The organism is Trinickia dabaoshanensis, assembly GCF_002879885.1.
Lineage (GTDB): Bacteria > Pseudomonadota > Gammaproteobacteria > Burkholderiales > Burkholderiaceae > Trinickia > Trinickia dabaoshanensis.
In genome coordinates, this window is the sequence record NZ_PNYA01000007.1 from 151,865 (window position 1) to 166,511 (window position 14,647).

The window sequence follows — 14,647 nt, forward strand, 5'->3', positions numbered from 1 at the left end:
AGTGGTCTGACCACCTGTAAAAGCCATGCGACGCCCGGAGCTTACGCTTTTTCGTCAAGCATTGCTGGCGTTAGCGGCAGGGGATGGGAAAACCCTAAGCAAAAAGTGGTCTGACCTGTGGGTTGGCGAATAGACACCGGCGCGCGGGGCGTGAACAATCCTGTCAGCCGTGAGCGTGCCGACCGCATGCGGGCGGCGCAATTCACAGGATTCTCGGATGAGCTTCACCTACGACGAAAAGATCGACGGCGCGCTGCCTTCGGTCGATCGCAACACGCTGATTTCGGCGCTGCGCGCTTTATCCCCCGACCTCGAAGTGCTGCACGAAGCGGAAGAGTTGCGCCCGTTCGAATGCGACGGGCTGGCCGCGTATCGGACGGTGCCGCTTTGCGTCGTCTTGCCGAGCACCGTCGAGCAAGCGCGCGGCGTGCTGCGTGTGGCCGCGGCGCACGGCGTACCGGTGGTGCCGCGCGGCGCCGGCACGGGTCTCTCGGGCGGAGCGATGCCGATCGAGAAGGGCATCTTGCTCGTGATGGCGAAGTTCAACCGGATCGTCGCGCTGGACCCCGTGGCCGCCACGGCGCGCGTTCAGCCCGGCGTGCGCAACCTCGCGATCTCGCAAGCGGCCGCCCCGTATGGTCTCTATTACGCGCCCGATCCGTCGTCTCAGATCGCGTGCTCGATCGGCGGCAACGTAGCCGAAAACGCGGGCGGCGTGCATTGCCTCAAATACGGCCTCACCGTGCACAACGTTCTGAAGGTCGACGTGCTGACGATCGACGGTGAACTCGTCACGTTCGGCGGTGAATCCCTCGACAGCCCCGGCTTCGATTTGCTGGCGCTATTCACGGGCTCCGAGGGCATGCTCGGCATCGTCGTGGAAGTCACCGTCAAGCTGTTGCCGAAGCCGCAGTGCGCGAAGTTGTTGATGGCCAGCTTCGACGATGTCGAAAAGGCCGGGCGGGCGGTGGCCGATATCATCGGCGCCGGCATCATCCCCGGCGGGCTCGAGATGATGGACAACCTCGCCATTCGCGCCGCGGAGGACTTCATCCACGCGGGGTATCCGGTCGATGCCGAGGCGATTTTGCTCTGCGAACTCGATGGCGCCGAGAGCGACGTCGACGAGGACATCGCGCGCGTGCAGACGTTGCTCGCCGAGTCGGGATGCGGACAGGTGCGAGTGGCGCACGACGAGGCCGAGAGGCTGCGCTTATGGGCCGGGCGCAAGAACGCTTTTCCGGCCGTCGGCCGCGTTTCGCCCGATTACTACTGCATGGACGGCACGATCCCGCGCCGTGAACTCGCACGCGTGTTGCGCGGGATCGCGGCGCTCGGCGAGGAGTACGGCCTGCTCGTCGCCAACGTATTTCATGCGGGCGACGGCAACATGCATCCGCTGATCCTATTCGACGCCAACCGGCCGGGCGAGCTCGACCGCGCCGAGGCGCTGGGCGGAAAGATCCTCGAGCTGTGCGTGCAGGTTGGCGGCAGCATTACGGGCGAGCACGGCGTCGGCCGCGAGAAGATCAATCAGATGTGCGTTCAGTTCACGCGCGACGAGATCACGTTCTTCCACGCGGTGAAGGCCGCGTTCGATCCGTCGGGCCTGCTCAATCCGGGCAAGAACATTCCGACGCTGCACCGCTGCGCCGAATTCGGCGCGATGCACATTCACCACGGCCAACTGCCGTTCCCGCACCTGGAGCGCTTCTGATGGGACGTGATTTCGAAGCGGCCGATCACAGCGCCGCGCTGATCGAACAAGTGCAAGAGGCGATCGCCGCGCGCACGACGCTGCGCATTCGCGGCGCGGATACGAAAGCGGCGCTCGGACGGCCGATCGAGGGGCGCACGCTCGATACGCGCGCGCACCGCGGCATCGTCAGCTACGACCCGACGGAACTCGTCGTCACGGCGCGGGCCGGGACGACGCTCGCGCAACTCGAAGCCGCGCTCGATGCGGCCGGCCAAATGCTGCCGTGCGAGCCGCCGGCCTACGGGGGGCAGGCCACGGTCGGCGGGATGGTCGCGGCGGGGTTGTCCGGAGCGCGCCGGCCGTGGGCGGGCGCCGTTCGCGATTTCGTGCTCGGATGCCGTGTCGTGACGGGGCACGGGAAGCATCTGCGCTTCGGCGGCGAGGTGATGAAGAACGTTGCCGGTTACGACGTCTCGCGATTGTTGGCGGGCAGTTTCGGCTCATTGGGACTCATTACCGAGGTGTCGCTCAAGGTGTTGCCCAAGCCGCGCGCCGCGTTGGATACGGCGCTCGAGATGCCCGCGCAGGACATGCCGTGCAAGCTCAGGCAATGGCGCGACGCCGGCTTGCCGATCACGGGCGCCTGTCATGTCGACGGCATCTTGCATCTGCGGCTCGAAGGCGGCGAGGGTTCGATCCGCACAGCGCAGGCCGTGCTGGGCGGGGAACGAGGCGACGGCGCCTTTTGGGTCGCGCTGCGCGAAGCGACGTTGCCGTTCTTCAACGATCGCCGCGCGCTTTGGCGCATATCGGCGGCGCTGAGTGCGCCGCTCGCGCCCTTGCCGGGGCAGGCGCTGCTCGATTGGGGCGGCGCGCAGCGTTGGCTCAAAACCGACGCGAGCGTGGAGACGGTCCGCGAGATCGCCGAGCGCCTCGACGGCCACGCTACGTGTTTCACAGCCGGCGTCGCGGACGAACCGTTTCATCCGCTCCCCGACGGCTTGCTGCGAATCCATCGGCAACTCAAGGCGCAACTGGATCCGCACGGCATTTTCAACCCCGGCCGCCTTTATGCGGCGATTTAGGCGCGGCGAGTACTCGATCGATGCAAACCACTCTTAGCGAACAAGCGCGCGCATTGCCGCGCGCGGACGAAGCCGAGTCGATTCTGCGCGCCTGCGTGCATTGCGGCTTTTGCAATGCCACGTGCCCCACGTATCAATTGCTCGGCAACGAACTCGATGGCCCGCGCGGACGCATCTACCTGATCAAGCAAGTGCTCGAAGGCGCCCCGGTGACCGAGAAGACGCAAGCTCACCTGGACCGCTGTCTGACGTGCCGTAGTTGCGAAACGACGTGTCCCTCGGGCGTGCGCTACCACTCGCTGCTCGATATCGGCCGCGCCGAGGTGGAACGGCGCGCGCCGCGGCCCGCCAGACAGCGTATGTTGCGCGCCGCCTTGCGCCGCGTCGTGCCCGAGCCCGAACTGTTCGGGCCGCTCCTGAAGACCGGGCAGGCGTTGCGGCCCGTATTGCCGCGCGTCTTGCGCGAAAAGATTCCGCGCGCCATGCCCGCGCAAAAGGGTGCGAGCGATGAGCGTCCGCCGCTGCGGCATGCACGGCGCGTGCTGATGCTGGAAGGATGCGTGCTGCCGTCGCTGTCGCCCAATACGAACGCCGCGGCCGCCCGCGTACTCGATCGTCTGGGCATCAGTGTGGTTCCCGCCAAGGAGGCCGGCTGCTGCGGCGCCACCGAATACCACTTGAACGCGCAAGACGACGGCCTGGCGCGGGCGCGGCGCAACATCGACGCATGGTGGCCCGCGGTGGCGGCCGGCGTGGAGGCGGTGGTGCTGACCGCCAGCGGCTGCGGGGCGTTCGTGAAGGAGTACGGCCATTTGCTGCGGCACGACCCTGTATACGCGCAGAAGGCGAAGCGGATCAGTGAACTCGCGCTGGATCTCGTCGAGGTCGTCGGCCGCGAGCCGCTTGATGCGCTGCACAACGGTAAGCCGCGCCGCATCGCCGTTCATTGCCCGTGCACGTTGCAACACGCGCAAAAGCTCGGCGGCGCTGTGCAATCGCTGATGCTGCGCATTGGGTTTGACCTTACCCCGGTCGCCGATTCGCATCTATGCTGTGGATCGGCGGGGACCTATTCCATCACCGAGCCGGCGCTTGCCCGGAAGTTGCGCGACAACAAGCTCGATGCGCTGGAAGCGGGAGGTCCCGACGCCATCGTCACCGCCAATATCGGCTGCCAGACTCACCTGAACGGCGCGGGCCGTACGGCGGTGAGCCATTGGATCGAGCTCGTCGACGCGCTGCATAGCGCCTGACGCCTGGCTCACCCTTCACCTTGGGAGTTTTCACGATGCAAACGAAATCCGTACTCGGGCTCACCGAAATCGACGCCATCATGGCCGCGGCACGTGCCGAAGCGCTTAAGCACGGCTGGGCGGTCGCGATCGCGCTCGTCGACGACGGCGGTCATGCGCTCGCGCTCGTGCGCCTGGACGGCGCGTCGCCCGCGAGCGCGGCGATCGCGATGGAGAAAGCGCGCACGTCGGCGCTGGGCCGGCGCGAGTCGAAGGCTTACGAGGATATGATCAACGGCGGCCGCACCGCTTTCCTCAGCGCCCCGTTGGCGGGTACGCTGGAGGGCGGCGTGCCCGTCGTCGTCGATGGCCAGGTGATCGGCGCGATGGGCGTGTCCGGTGTCAAGTCGGAGCAAGACGCACAAGTCGCCAAAGCCGGGATTCAGAGCATCACGGGCTGAACTCGCGGGCGGGTTTCCCACGCAACGATACTTCTCGCAACATGAACATGACCGACCACTATGGGCTGCGCGTCGACGCGGCGCTCAGCCAATTCATCGAACGCGAGGCGCTGCCGGGTACCGGCATCGACCCCCAGGCATTCTGGCAGGGCTTCGCCGCCCTCGTGCACGAGCTCGCCCCACGCAACCGTGCACTGCTCAGCGAACGTGACCGGCTGCAAACCGCGCTCGATGAATGGCACCGGGCCCATCCGGGTCCGGTGCGCGATCTGCGCGCGTACCGCGCGTTTCTCGAACAAATCGGCTATCTCGTCGCGGCGCCGGCCGCGGTGAAGGTCGGGACGGCCGATGTCGATAGCGAGATTTCGGAGCAGGCGGGCCCACAACTCGTCGTGCCGTTGTCGAACGCGCGCTATGCGCTGAACGCCGCGAATGCGCGCTGGGGCAGCTTGTACGACGCGCTGTACGGCACCGACGCCCTGCCCGAGGACGGCGGCGCGACGCGCGCCGGCGGCTATAACGCCGTGCGCGGCGCGCGCGTCATCGAATACGCACGCGCGTTCCTCGACCGCGCGGCGCCGCTTGCCGGTGCATCGCACCGCGACGCGACCGGCTACGCCGTGCGCGACGGCGCGCTCGTCGTGCGCACCGCCGCGGGCGAGGCGAGCCTGGCGTCGCCCGCCCAGTTCGCAGGCTATCAAGGCGAGCCCGCGGCGCCTTCGTCCGTTCTCTTGAAGCACCACGGCCTGCACATCGACATCCGATTCGACGCGAACGCGCCGATCGGCAAAACCGATGCCGCGCACGTGAACGACGTGGTACTCGAAGCGGCGGTCACGACCATCATCGACTGCGAGGATTCCGTCGCGGCCGTGGATGCGGCGGACAAAGTGGACTTGTATCGCAACTGGCTCGGACTCATGCAAGGAACGCTGACCGAGGAAGTGACGAAGGACGGCAAGACGTTCGTGCGCCGCTTGAACGAAGACCGCACGTACCATGCGCCCGACGGCGGCACGCTGAGCCTGCATGGCCGTTCGCTGCTGTTCGTGCGCAACGTCGGGCACTTGATGACGACGGGCGCCGTGCTCGATCGCGACGGCGGCGAAATTCCCGAGGGCATTCTCGACGCCGTCGTGACGACCTTGTGCGCGCTGCACGACCGGCAAAACCGGCGCAACTCGCGCACCGGTGCGATCTACATCGTGAAGCCGAAGATGCACGGCCCCGCCGAAGCGGCGTTCGCCGACGAACTGTTCGCTCGCGTCGAAGCGCTTTACGGGCTGCCCGCGAATACGATCAAGATGGGGATCATGGACGAGGAGCGCCGCACGAGCGTGAACCTCGCCGCCTCGATCGCGGCGGCCGGCGCGCGCGTCGCGTTCATCAATACGGGCTTTCTCGATCGTACGGGCGACGAAATGCACTCGGCGATGGAGGCCGGGCCGATGTTGCGCAAGGGCGATATGAAAAGCTCGGCGTGGATCGCGGCCTACGAGCGCAACAACGTGCTGGTCGGCCTTTCGTGCGGCTTGCGCGGGCGCGCGCAGATCGGTAAGGGGATGTGGGCGATGCCCGATCTGATGCACGCGATGCTCGAGCAAAAGGGCGCGCAACTGCGTGCGGGAGCCAACACGGCTTGGGTGCCCTCGCCGACGGCGGCGACGCTGCACGCGCTCCATTATCACGAGGTCGATGTGCAGGCGGTGCAGCGCTCGCTCGAGCAAATCGACTACGCGAGCGAGCGCGATGCGCTGCTCGACGGCCTGTTGACCGTGCCCGTCGTCGAACGCGCGCAATGGAGCGATGAGGAGATTCGCAACGAGCTCGAGAACAACGCGCAGGGCATCCTCGGTTACGTCGTCCGTTGGATCGACCAGGGCGTGGGCTGCTCGAAGGTGCCCGACATTCACAACGTCGGCTTGATGGAGGACCGCGCAACGCTGCGGATCTCGAGCCAGCACATCGCGAATTGGCTGCGCCATGGCGTCGTCACGCCCGAGTATGTCAAGGAGACGTTCGAGCGCATGGCGCTCGTCGTCGACAAGCAAAATGCCGGCGACCCGAATTACCGGCCGATGGCGCCCGACTATGCGGCGTCGCTGGCGTTCAAAGCGGCCTGCGCGCTGGCGTTCGAAGGCCGGACGCAGCCGAGCGGTTACACGGAGCCGTTGTTGCATCGATTCCGGCTCGAGTGCAAGCGCGCGTTGCAGGGCGGCTAGCAGGTGAAGCCGATGCGCCGCCTCTCGGGGCGGCGGCGCATCGGCCGCGTCGCGCGTGTGGGATTTGCGCGCGACGCGAGAGTGGTTTGCCCCGCAGACGAAGCAACGCTAGCGTGCTTTCAATTCATCAGTAGTCCTACCCATCCTTGGAAGAATGGGTCGGCTCGAAGGCGTTGAATTGGAAGCGCGGCCATATCGGCACCGCTCGTCTTTACAACTATATCTTGGAGACATGATGAATCCCACTGTGGCGCTTCCGCCCGGAACGGTGTACGCACAACCGCTTACACCCGTCGGGCACTCTCTATTGCTGTCGTTCCTCGTCGCGGCATTGCCGATTGCCGTCGCGCTGGTCATGCTCGGCATCTTGCGCCGGCCGGCCTGGCAGGCCTCGCTCGCGGGCCTGATCGCCGGGCTCGTCATCGCGATCGGCCTGTGGGGGATGCCGGCGGGCCTGGCCCTCGACGCCGTCGGCGCCGGCATGGCGCTCGCGCTCGTGCCGGTCATGTGGATCGTCTTCAATGCGCTCCTGCTCTACAACATCGCGGTGAAGACCGGGCGATTCGATCAGTTCCGGCAATGGATGCTCGATCATCTGCCCGACGACCGGCGCCTCGTCTTGCTCGTCGTCGCGTTCTCGTTCGGCTGCTTGCTGGAAGGCATTTCGGGCTTCGGCACGCCGGTGGCGATCACGAGTGCGCTTTTGATCGCGCTGGGCTTTCCTGCACTCGAAGCGCTCACCTTCACGCTGATCTTCAATACGGCGCCCGTTGCGTTCGGCGCGCTGGGGGTACCGATCACCGTGCTCGGCGCGGTGACGTCGCTGCATCCGGCCACGCTCGGTGCGATGGTGGGCCGTCAGTTGCCGTTTTTCGCGCTCTTGCTGCCGTTTTACGTCGTTGGCGTCTATAGCGGCGTTCGTTCGATCGGCAAACTCTGGCCCGCGCTGCTCGTGTCGGGCGGTAGCTTCGCGCTGGCGCAATTCGTCACGTCGAACTACCTCAGCTATCAGTTGACCGACGTGCTCTCGTCGCTAACCTCGCTGATCGTGACGATCGCCTTCCTGAAGGTTTGGCGTCCCGAGCCCGATCCGCAGTTCGCCATCGCCCGTAGCGGCGACACGCTCGTCGGCGTCGGCGCCGCGCAAAAACGCAGCGGCTGGGGCGGATGGCTGCCCTGGATCGTCGTGTCGGCCGTCGTGATTTTCTGGGTGCACGCGAACGTCGCGATGATCGGCGACGTGAAGATCAAGTGGCCGGGCCTGCACAACGCGGTGTTCGTCTCGCTGTACAACAAGCCTTATGCTGCGATCTGGGACTTCCAGCCGCTCGGAACGGGCACGGCGATCTTGCTGTCCGCGATCGTGACGGCGGCCCTCTCGCGGATGAGCGTGGGCGCATTCTTTTCCTGCATCGGCGCGACGTGGCGGCAAACGCGTATCGCCATCGTCACGGTGATGATGATCGTCGGCCTCGCGTACCTGCTGAACTACTCGGGCATGAGCTACACGCTCGGCACGGGTGTCGCGTCCACCGGCGCGCTGTTCCCGCTCGTGTCGGCCTCGCTCGGGTGGATCGCCGTGTTCTTGTCGGGTAGCGATACGTCGGGTAATGCGCTGTTCGGCAACCTGCAAGTCGTGGCGGCCCGGCAACTGGGCCTGGACCCCGTGCTGATGGCGGCGACGAATTCGTCGGGCGGCGTGATGGGCAAGATGATCTCGCCGCAAAACATCGCGACGGGTGTCTCGACGACCGACCTCAAAGGCCAAGAGGGCGTGGTGTTCGCGCGCACGTTCTGGCACAGCGTGTTCTTGACGCTGCTGCTCGGCGTGCTCGTGTTCCTGCAACAGCACGTGTTGACGTGGATGATTCCTACCTTGCCGCAATAGCGACCGGGCGGGCGTCAGCCCTCGCCGACGGCATCGCCGGATTCGATGACGGGCACCGTCCGCACCGCCAGCGCACGCGCCGGCATATCCTTGAAGTTGCTCTCGATGTGGGCGCCGCCGAAGTTGCGGCCCCACGCCAGCAAACGCGATTGCTCCGTGCTCGACCAATACCAGGCGGTTTCCTCGAATGTGTCGCGGATCGTTTGGTACATCACGTCGAGTTCTTGCCTGGACGGTAGATAGAAATCCTTGTGGCCGTCTCTTTCGTAGCCCGAGGCAAAGCGTGCCGCGTCATGGGCGTGCGCGAGTTGATGGCAATTGACGAGATCGCGCGTGTTCGATCGACCGTCGCCTTTATCGCGCGCGCCGCCCTCGACGTTGCCCGCGCCACCCCAAACGAGATCGACGGCTTCGTGCTCGCCGACGATCAACACGCGGGGCTCGTGACCTTCGTAGTCGGGGAGCACGCCGGCATACAAGCCGCCTTGCCCTTGCCAATATTCGCCGAGCGCCGGGGCGTCGGCGAGCCGCACGCCGTTGGAAACGTCGAACACACTCTCTCCTTTCGATGACCGGAAACGAATCGCCCACGCTTTCGCGCGGGCCTGATTTGCGCGATGCGCGATGCGTGAAATCAAGTGCCGGCAGGCTCGGCGGCGGACACCGGCAAAGAACGCACGGGCCGTGAGCGGCCGTCGATTTGCTTGAGCATCGCCGTCAATTCCAGATCGCCGAAATTGCGTCCGTACGCGCTCATCCTCGATTTCTCGGTGCTCGACCAGTACCAATCGGTAGCGTCGAACGTATCGCGAATCGTTTCATACGCAAGATCGAGCTCGCGCTTGGACGGTAGGTAAAAATCGTCGTGTCCGTCTTTCTCGTAGGTCGCCGCGAATCGCGCGGCTTCGTGCACGTGTGAGGGTTGGCGGCATTCGGCCAGTTGTTCGGTGTTGCCCCGCCCGTAATCGCCGTTGCGCGCTCGCTCTTCCTGCGCGGCGACGCCGCCCCATCGCGCGCCTCCCATCTCGTCGGCCGCAAAGATCAGAAAGCGTGGCTGCGTGCCTTCGTAGTCGGGCATGATGCCCGCGTAGATACCGCCTTGTCCTTCCCAATACTGGCCAATGGCTGGTGCGTCGGCCAGCGTGAAACGTCGTGTCGTCGCTTCGGTCATGGTGTGCGTTCCTTTTTGCGTGAGTCCGGGAATGGTTGGGCGGTGCCGGCTGTGCCGACGCCGCGCCGTCGCGTTCAAATCTGTTTGCGCCCCTTAGCGATCATGAGACATAGATTCGCCTCACCGCGCGAGCTTGGCCTGCCAGGGACTTGAACATGTGCCGCATTTCCATCCCGTTGAAATTGGCGCCCCGCGCGTTTTGAGCGGTGTTTTCGGTGCTGGACCAGTACCACTTGGAACGAGAAAATTCATCGGGGAGAGGTGATAGGACGAGGTGCCGGCGTAGTCAGGCATGATGCCTGCGTAGATTCCACCTTGCCCTTGCCAATATTCACCGATGGCGGGCGTGCCGGCGGCGGGATGCCGATTGAACTCGATCATGGTTCGTACTCCTTACTTTTTACGGTTCGAAGAGGGCGTCGACTGATCGAGTAGGAAATTCCTTCCGATGACGAGGAGATCCGGCAATGAAATGCAGCGTCATTCCACGAGCGCACGCGACCTCCTTTTCGTCACTGCGAGACGTCGATGGCGGATATGCACCTTCGTTCGCCGACGGTGCCCCACCTATCCAGAATCGATTCGGCGATCCTGCGGTACGTGGTGCGCCGCGCATCATGCGCCGCTAGGCGTGCGGCAGATCTTTTGTCTAAACTTTTAAGACCAGCGGCCGTTAGTACATAGAGCACCCCGCTCCGATGCGTCATCGCCCCGGAGCGCTAATGCGCTGCACTCTCCTCGACATGCCCGATCAGTCGCCAAGTTCGACCGCAGCTCCTACCGCTTTACGGGCGGATGCCCCTCGTACGGGCGCCCGATTCGTGCGCCGCATCTATGTGCTGCGGCTGTTCGGCTTTGCGGTCGGCTTTTTTCCGCTCTTGATTTTGCTGCGCTCGCAGCATGCGGCGACGTGGGTGGTCGCCGCCGTCGCGATGGCCTGCTTCGTGTGGCCGCATGTGGCGTATCTACGGGTGCGTCACGCGCCCAAGCCGCTCGAACGCGAGCGCTGGAACTTCATGGTCGATTCGATCAACGGCGGCTGGTTCGTCGCCGCGGTGCATTTCGCGCCGATCGCGAGTGTCGTGGTGTTTCTGATGTTCGCCATCGACAACATGGCGGCCGGCGGATGGCGGTTGTTCGGCGCGGGTTTGCTCGCCACCGCATTGGGGGCCACGTTCGGTGTGCTCGTCTTCGGCGGCCACATACAAAGCACAATGGATACCCATGCTGCGCTCGCCTGGGTGCCCGTCGTCATCGGTTATCCGCTCGTATTGGCGAAAACGACGTATGACGTTTACCTCAAGCTGACCGAGCGTTCTCACCGCCTGCGCGAGCTTAGCGAGCGCGACGGCCTCACGGGGTTGGCCAACCGCATGACGATCACCGCCAAGCTGCAAGCGATGATCGCCCGCGCCGAACGCGTGCACGTCTTGTTCATCGATCTCGACGCGTTCAAGACCGTGAACGATGCGCTGGGGCACAACATCGGCGATCGATTGCTCGTTCAGGTGGCCAAGCGGCTCGCGGCTTGTATCGGTCACGACGATGTCGTCGCGCGCTACGGCGGCGACGAATTCGTCATCGTCAGCGAATCATGCGACGACGAAGCGCTGGCCGGGGCTGTCCTGCGTTCGCTGGCTCAGCCGGTCACCGTCGCGGGGCATGAGCTCGTCGTGGGAGCGAGCATCGGCATCAGCGCTTTTCCCGACGACGGCGCCGACGCCGAATCGCTGATCCGCGCGGCCGATATGGCCATGTACGTGGCCAAGGGGCGCGGGCGCAACTGCTTCGAGTTCTATCGGCACCGCATGCGCAGCGACGCCGACGCCCGGCTCAAATTGTCGGGGCGCCTCAGAAAAGCGATCGAGGGCGGGCAGTTGCATTTGAACTATCAGCCGCAGGTGGACATGCGTACCGGCGAGGTACGCGGGCTCGAAGCGCTCGTGCGGTGGCGCGACGAGGAGCATGGCATCGTGAGTCCGGTCGATTTCGTGGCGGTGGCCGAAGCATCGGGGCTAGTGACGGCGCTCGGCGAGTGGGTGCTGCGTGCCGCGTGCCAGCAGGCCGCGGTGTGGCGCGAGTTGCAACTCGTCCCGGTGCCCATCTCCGTCAACGTGTCTCCACTGCAATTGCAGCGTGCCGATATCGTCGCGACCTTCCAGCGCGTATTGCGCGAAACCGGCACCGATCCCGCGTTGCTCGAACTCGAGGTGACCGAGACGGCGCTGATGAAAAATCCGGAGGCGTCGGCACGGCGCCTTGCGGAGTTTCGCCGCCTCGGCATGCGCGTGGCGATCGACGACTTCGGCATGGGTTACTCGAGCCTAGGTCAACTGCGGGCCTTACCGGTGGATCGCATCAAAATCGATCGGGCTTTCGTGCGGGGCATCGGCGCGGGTGATTCGGGCGCGATCGCGACGGCTGTCGTAACGCTCGCCAATGCGTTCGGGCTGGCCGTCATCGCGGAGGGCGTGGAGACGCAAGCCCAACGCGCGTTTCTCGTCGGCCTCGGCTGCGTCGAGGCGCAAGGATTTCTCTTCAGCAAGCCGCTCGATGCCGATGCGGCCACGCGATTGTTGATGCAAGGCGCGGTATTGCCCGTGGCGACGGGCCACGAGCATCGCGGCCGGCATCGCGGCCTAGCGGCAATCTAACGCGCAGCCGCCTCTCGCACGGCGCGATTGCTGTGTTGCGTCACGTGAGAATTTCCAAGGGTGGTCCGCGGCATAAGCTGCGAATGCCTTTTGCGCCGCAGCAGCAAACGATCGGCGTTGCATCGCAGCAAGCCTGCGCGGCCGGTGCTTTCGAATGCTGCTTCTAGTGTCCCTCGTTATTTATCTTCAAGACGGGCAATCATCTGCCGATAGACAGTCTGATTCTTCGACTACCCCTTCTCGACAATAACTAGATGAAAGCCCCCGCGTCCACTCAGACCCGCTTTACCATCGTCGCATGCGTCGCTTTCGCCGTTTTACTGATTGCGACCTTTGCCGTGATCCGGCTATACGTGACCCCCAAGCTCGCCACGCTCGAGGGCAAGGTCATCGCCGCGAAGGTCGATCAAATCTCCATACGTATCAGCGAACAACTGCGCCAAGTGGAAGCGCAACAGCGCAGCATCACACAGACGGTCGCACAACTCGACAGCGATCAGATCGATAAGTTGCTGCCCGCGCTCGTCGATCAGTACGGCGACCAAAACGTCTTCGGCGGCGGCATCTGGCCCTTGCCGAACAAGCGCGAAGCCGGCCGCGACAAGTTCAGCACCTTCTTCGCGCGCGATGCCCAGTCGGGGCAGCTCGCGGTGAACACGCATTGGAATTCGCCCGAGTCGCTCAACTACTGGGAACAGCCCTGGTACGAGAACGGCAAGACGGCGCCGAAGGGCCATTGCAAGTGGGCCAAGGCCTACCAGGACGACGCGAGCCCGCAGCCGCGCACCAACTGCGCGATGGCGATCTACAAGGGTGACGAGTTGTACGGCGTCGCCACGATCGACGTGACGCTCGGCTTCTTCAACCGTCTAGTGGCCGATATGGAGGAGAAGATCCATGGCCAGATCCTGATCGTCGAAGCCGATGGGAAGATCGTCAGCAACAGCACGAAGATCCAAGGCAACATCGTCTTGAAGAACGTGTCGGACATCGCGCAAAGCTCGCCGATGGCCGCCGAGATTCAAAAGCTGTTGCCCGAGGTGCAATCGGGTGGCGAAGCGAGCGGCCGTTTCGATACGAACGACGGCGAGCAAACGCTCTTTCTGACGCCGATTCCCGGCAGCCCCTGGTTCATCGCCACGAGCGTGCCTTCTTCGATGCTGATGGCCAACAGCAACCGCATCCTCGCGGGGCTCGCTTCGGTGCAGGTGCCGGGGGCGATCGCGCTGCTCATCGTCATGATCGCCGGTATCCGGGCGTTCATGGGGCGGCTTGCCGCGCTCAAACGCAACATCGACGAACTCTCGGCCGGCGAAGCCGATCTCACGCGCCGTCTGCCGGAAACGGGCGGCAAGGAATTCGGCGCCGTGGCGCGTAGCCTGAATCGCTTCGTCGCTCGCCTGCAAGGCGTCGTGCAGGAAGTCGTGACGGGGGCCGCGTCGCTCGCGTCCGCCTCGCGCGAAATTTCCAGCGGCAACCAAGACCTGTCGGCGCGCACCGAAGCGCAAGCGGCGTCGCTGCAGGAGACGGCGGCTTCGATGGAAGAGATCACCGGCACGGTCAAGCAGAACGCCGAGAACGCGGGCGAAGCGAATGCGCTGGCGACCACGGCCTCCACGGCGGCCACGCGCGGCGGTGCAGTCATCGACGAGTTCGTCAAGACGATGAACTCGATCAACGAGTCGTCGCAAAAGGTCGTGGCGATCATCGGCGTGATCGACAGCATTGCGTTCCAGACCAACATCCTCGCATTGAACGCGGCCGTGGAAGCGGCGCGCGCCGGCGAGCAAGGACGCGGGTTCGCGGTGGTCGCAAGCGAGGTGCGCAACCTGGCGCAGCGCGCGGCGGCGTCGGCCAAGGACATCAAGGCGTTGATCGCCGATTCGGCCGACAAGATCGAATCGGGCAGCGCGCTCGTCGGGCAGGCCGGTCAAACGATGAGCGACATCATCACCGCCACGACGAACGTCGCCTCCATCATGGGAGAGATCATGACGGCGAGCGGCGAGCAAAGCCGCGGTATCGAGCAGGTCAATCAAGCGATCGCACAACTCGATACGACCACGCAGCAAAACGCCGCGCTCGTCGAACAAGTGGCCGCCTCGGCCCGATCGATGCAAGATCAGACGGGGACGTTGTCGGGCGTCGTCGGCGCGTTCAAGGTGTAACGCTTCATTCGCTCGATATCGATGCCGCCCGCGATGGGCGGCATCGAACGCGGCCACGCTCAGCGCG

General features: G+C 64.8%; 11 protein-coding genes. 8 read left to right on the top strand and 3 right to left on the bottom strand.

Annotated features, from left to right (window positions below):
* The first annotated feature begins 217 nt into the window (after positions 1–217).
* The 6 genes from glcD to C0Z18_RS09960 all read left to right on the top strand — a co-directional run bounded on the left by glcD (position 218) and on the right by C0Z18_RS09960 (position 8,587).
* Positions 218–1,717 carry a glycolate oxidase subunit GlcD gene (gene glcD / locus C0Z18_RS09935; protein WP_102645228.1) on the top strand — a complete coding sequence of 500 codons (1,500 nt, stop codon included), beginning with the start codon at positions 218–220 and terminating at the stop codon, positions 1,715–1,717.
* Positions 1,717–2,784: a glycolate oxidase subunit GlcE gene (gene glcE / locus C0Z18_RS09940; RefSeq protein WP_102645229.1), complete on the top strand. Its 1,068-nt coding sequence runs from the start codon at positions 1,717–1,719 to the stop codon at positions 2,782–2,784. The genes glcD and glcE overlap by 1 nt, the downstream gene beginning before the upstream one ends.
* A 20-nt stretch (positions 2,785–2,804) precedes the next feature.
* Positions 2,805–4,037, top strand: coding sequence for a glycolate oxidase subunit GlcF (gene glcF, locus C0Z18_RS09945; RefSeq protein WP_102645230.1), 1,233 nt, complete (start codon positions 2,805–2,807; stop codon positions 4,035–4,037).
* 35 nt (positions 4,038–4,072) lie between these two features.
* Positions 4,073–4,477 (top strand): heme-binding protein, encoded by a 405-nt coding sequence (locus C0Z18_RS09950; protein ID WP_102645231.1) that lies wholly within the window; start codon positions 4,073–4,075, stop codon positions 4,475–4,477.
* 47 nt (positions 4,478–4,524) lie between these two features.
* A complete protein-coding gene (locus C0Z18_RS09955; RefSeq protein ID WP_102645303.1) occupies positions 4,525–6,699 on the top strand; it encodes a malate synthase G in 2,175 nt (724 codons plus the stop codon).
* 235 nt (positions 6,700–6,934) lie between these two features.
* A complete protein-coding gene (locus tag C0Z18_RS09960; RefSeq protein WP_102645304.1) occupies positions 6,935–8,587 on the top strand; it encodes an L-lactate permease in 1,653 nt (550 codons plus the stop codon).
* A gap of 14 nt (positions 8,588–8,601) precedes the next feature.
* On the opposite strand, the gene C0Z18_RS09965 is transcribed toward C0Z18_RS09960, so the two are convergent.
* The 3 genes from C0Z18_RS09965 to C0Z18_RS32670 form a co-directional block, all read right to left on the bottom strand.
* Entirely contained in the window at positions 8,602–9,141 is a 540-nt protein-coding gene (locus C0Z18_RS09965; protein ID WP_102645232.1) for a DUF1566 domain-containing protein, read from the bottom strand.
* An 80-nt stretch (positions 9,142–9,221) separates the two neighbouring features.
* Positions 9,222–9,758 carry a hypothetical protein gene (locus C0Z18_RS09970; RefSeq protein WP_102645233.1) on the bottom strand — a complete coding sequence of 179 codons (537 nt, stop codon included), beginning with the start codon at positions 9,756–9,758 and terminating at the stop codon, positions 9,222–9,224.
* 120 nt (positions 9,759–9,878) lie between these two features.
* Entirely contained in the window at positions 9,879–10,139 is a 261-nt protein-coding gene (locus tag C0Z18_RS32670) for a hypothetical protein (RefSeq protein WP_146013978.1), read from the bottom strand.
* Between the two features lie 440 nt (positions 10,140–10,579).
* On the opposite strand from C0Z18_RS32670, the gene C0Z18_RS09975 reads away from it, so the two are divergent.
* Together C0Z18_RS09975 and C0Z18_RS09980 are read left to right on the top strand one after the other, a co-directional pair.
* A complete protein-coding gene (locus tag C0Z18_RS09975) occupies positions 10,580–12,412 on the top strand; it encodes a putative bifunctional diguanylate cyclase/phosphodiesterase (RefSeq protein ID WP_158244215.1) in 1,833 nt (610 codons plus the stop codon).
* A gap of 254 nt (positions 12,413–12,666) precedes the next feature.
* A complete protein-coding gene (locus C0Z18_RS09980) occupies positions 12,667–14,580 on the top strand; it encodes a methyl-accepting chemotaxis protein (RefSeq protein ID WP_102645235.1) in 1,914 nt (637 codons plus the stop codon).
* The last annotated feature ends 67 nt before the right edge of the window (positions 14,581–14,647 follow it).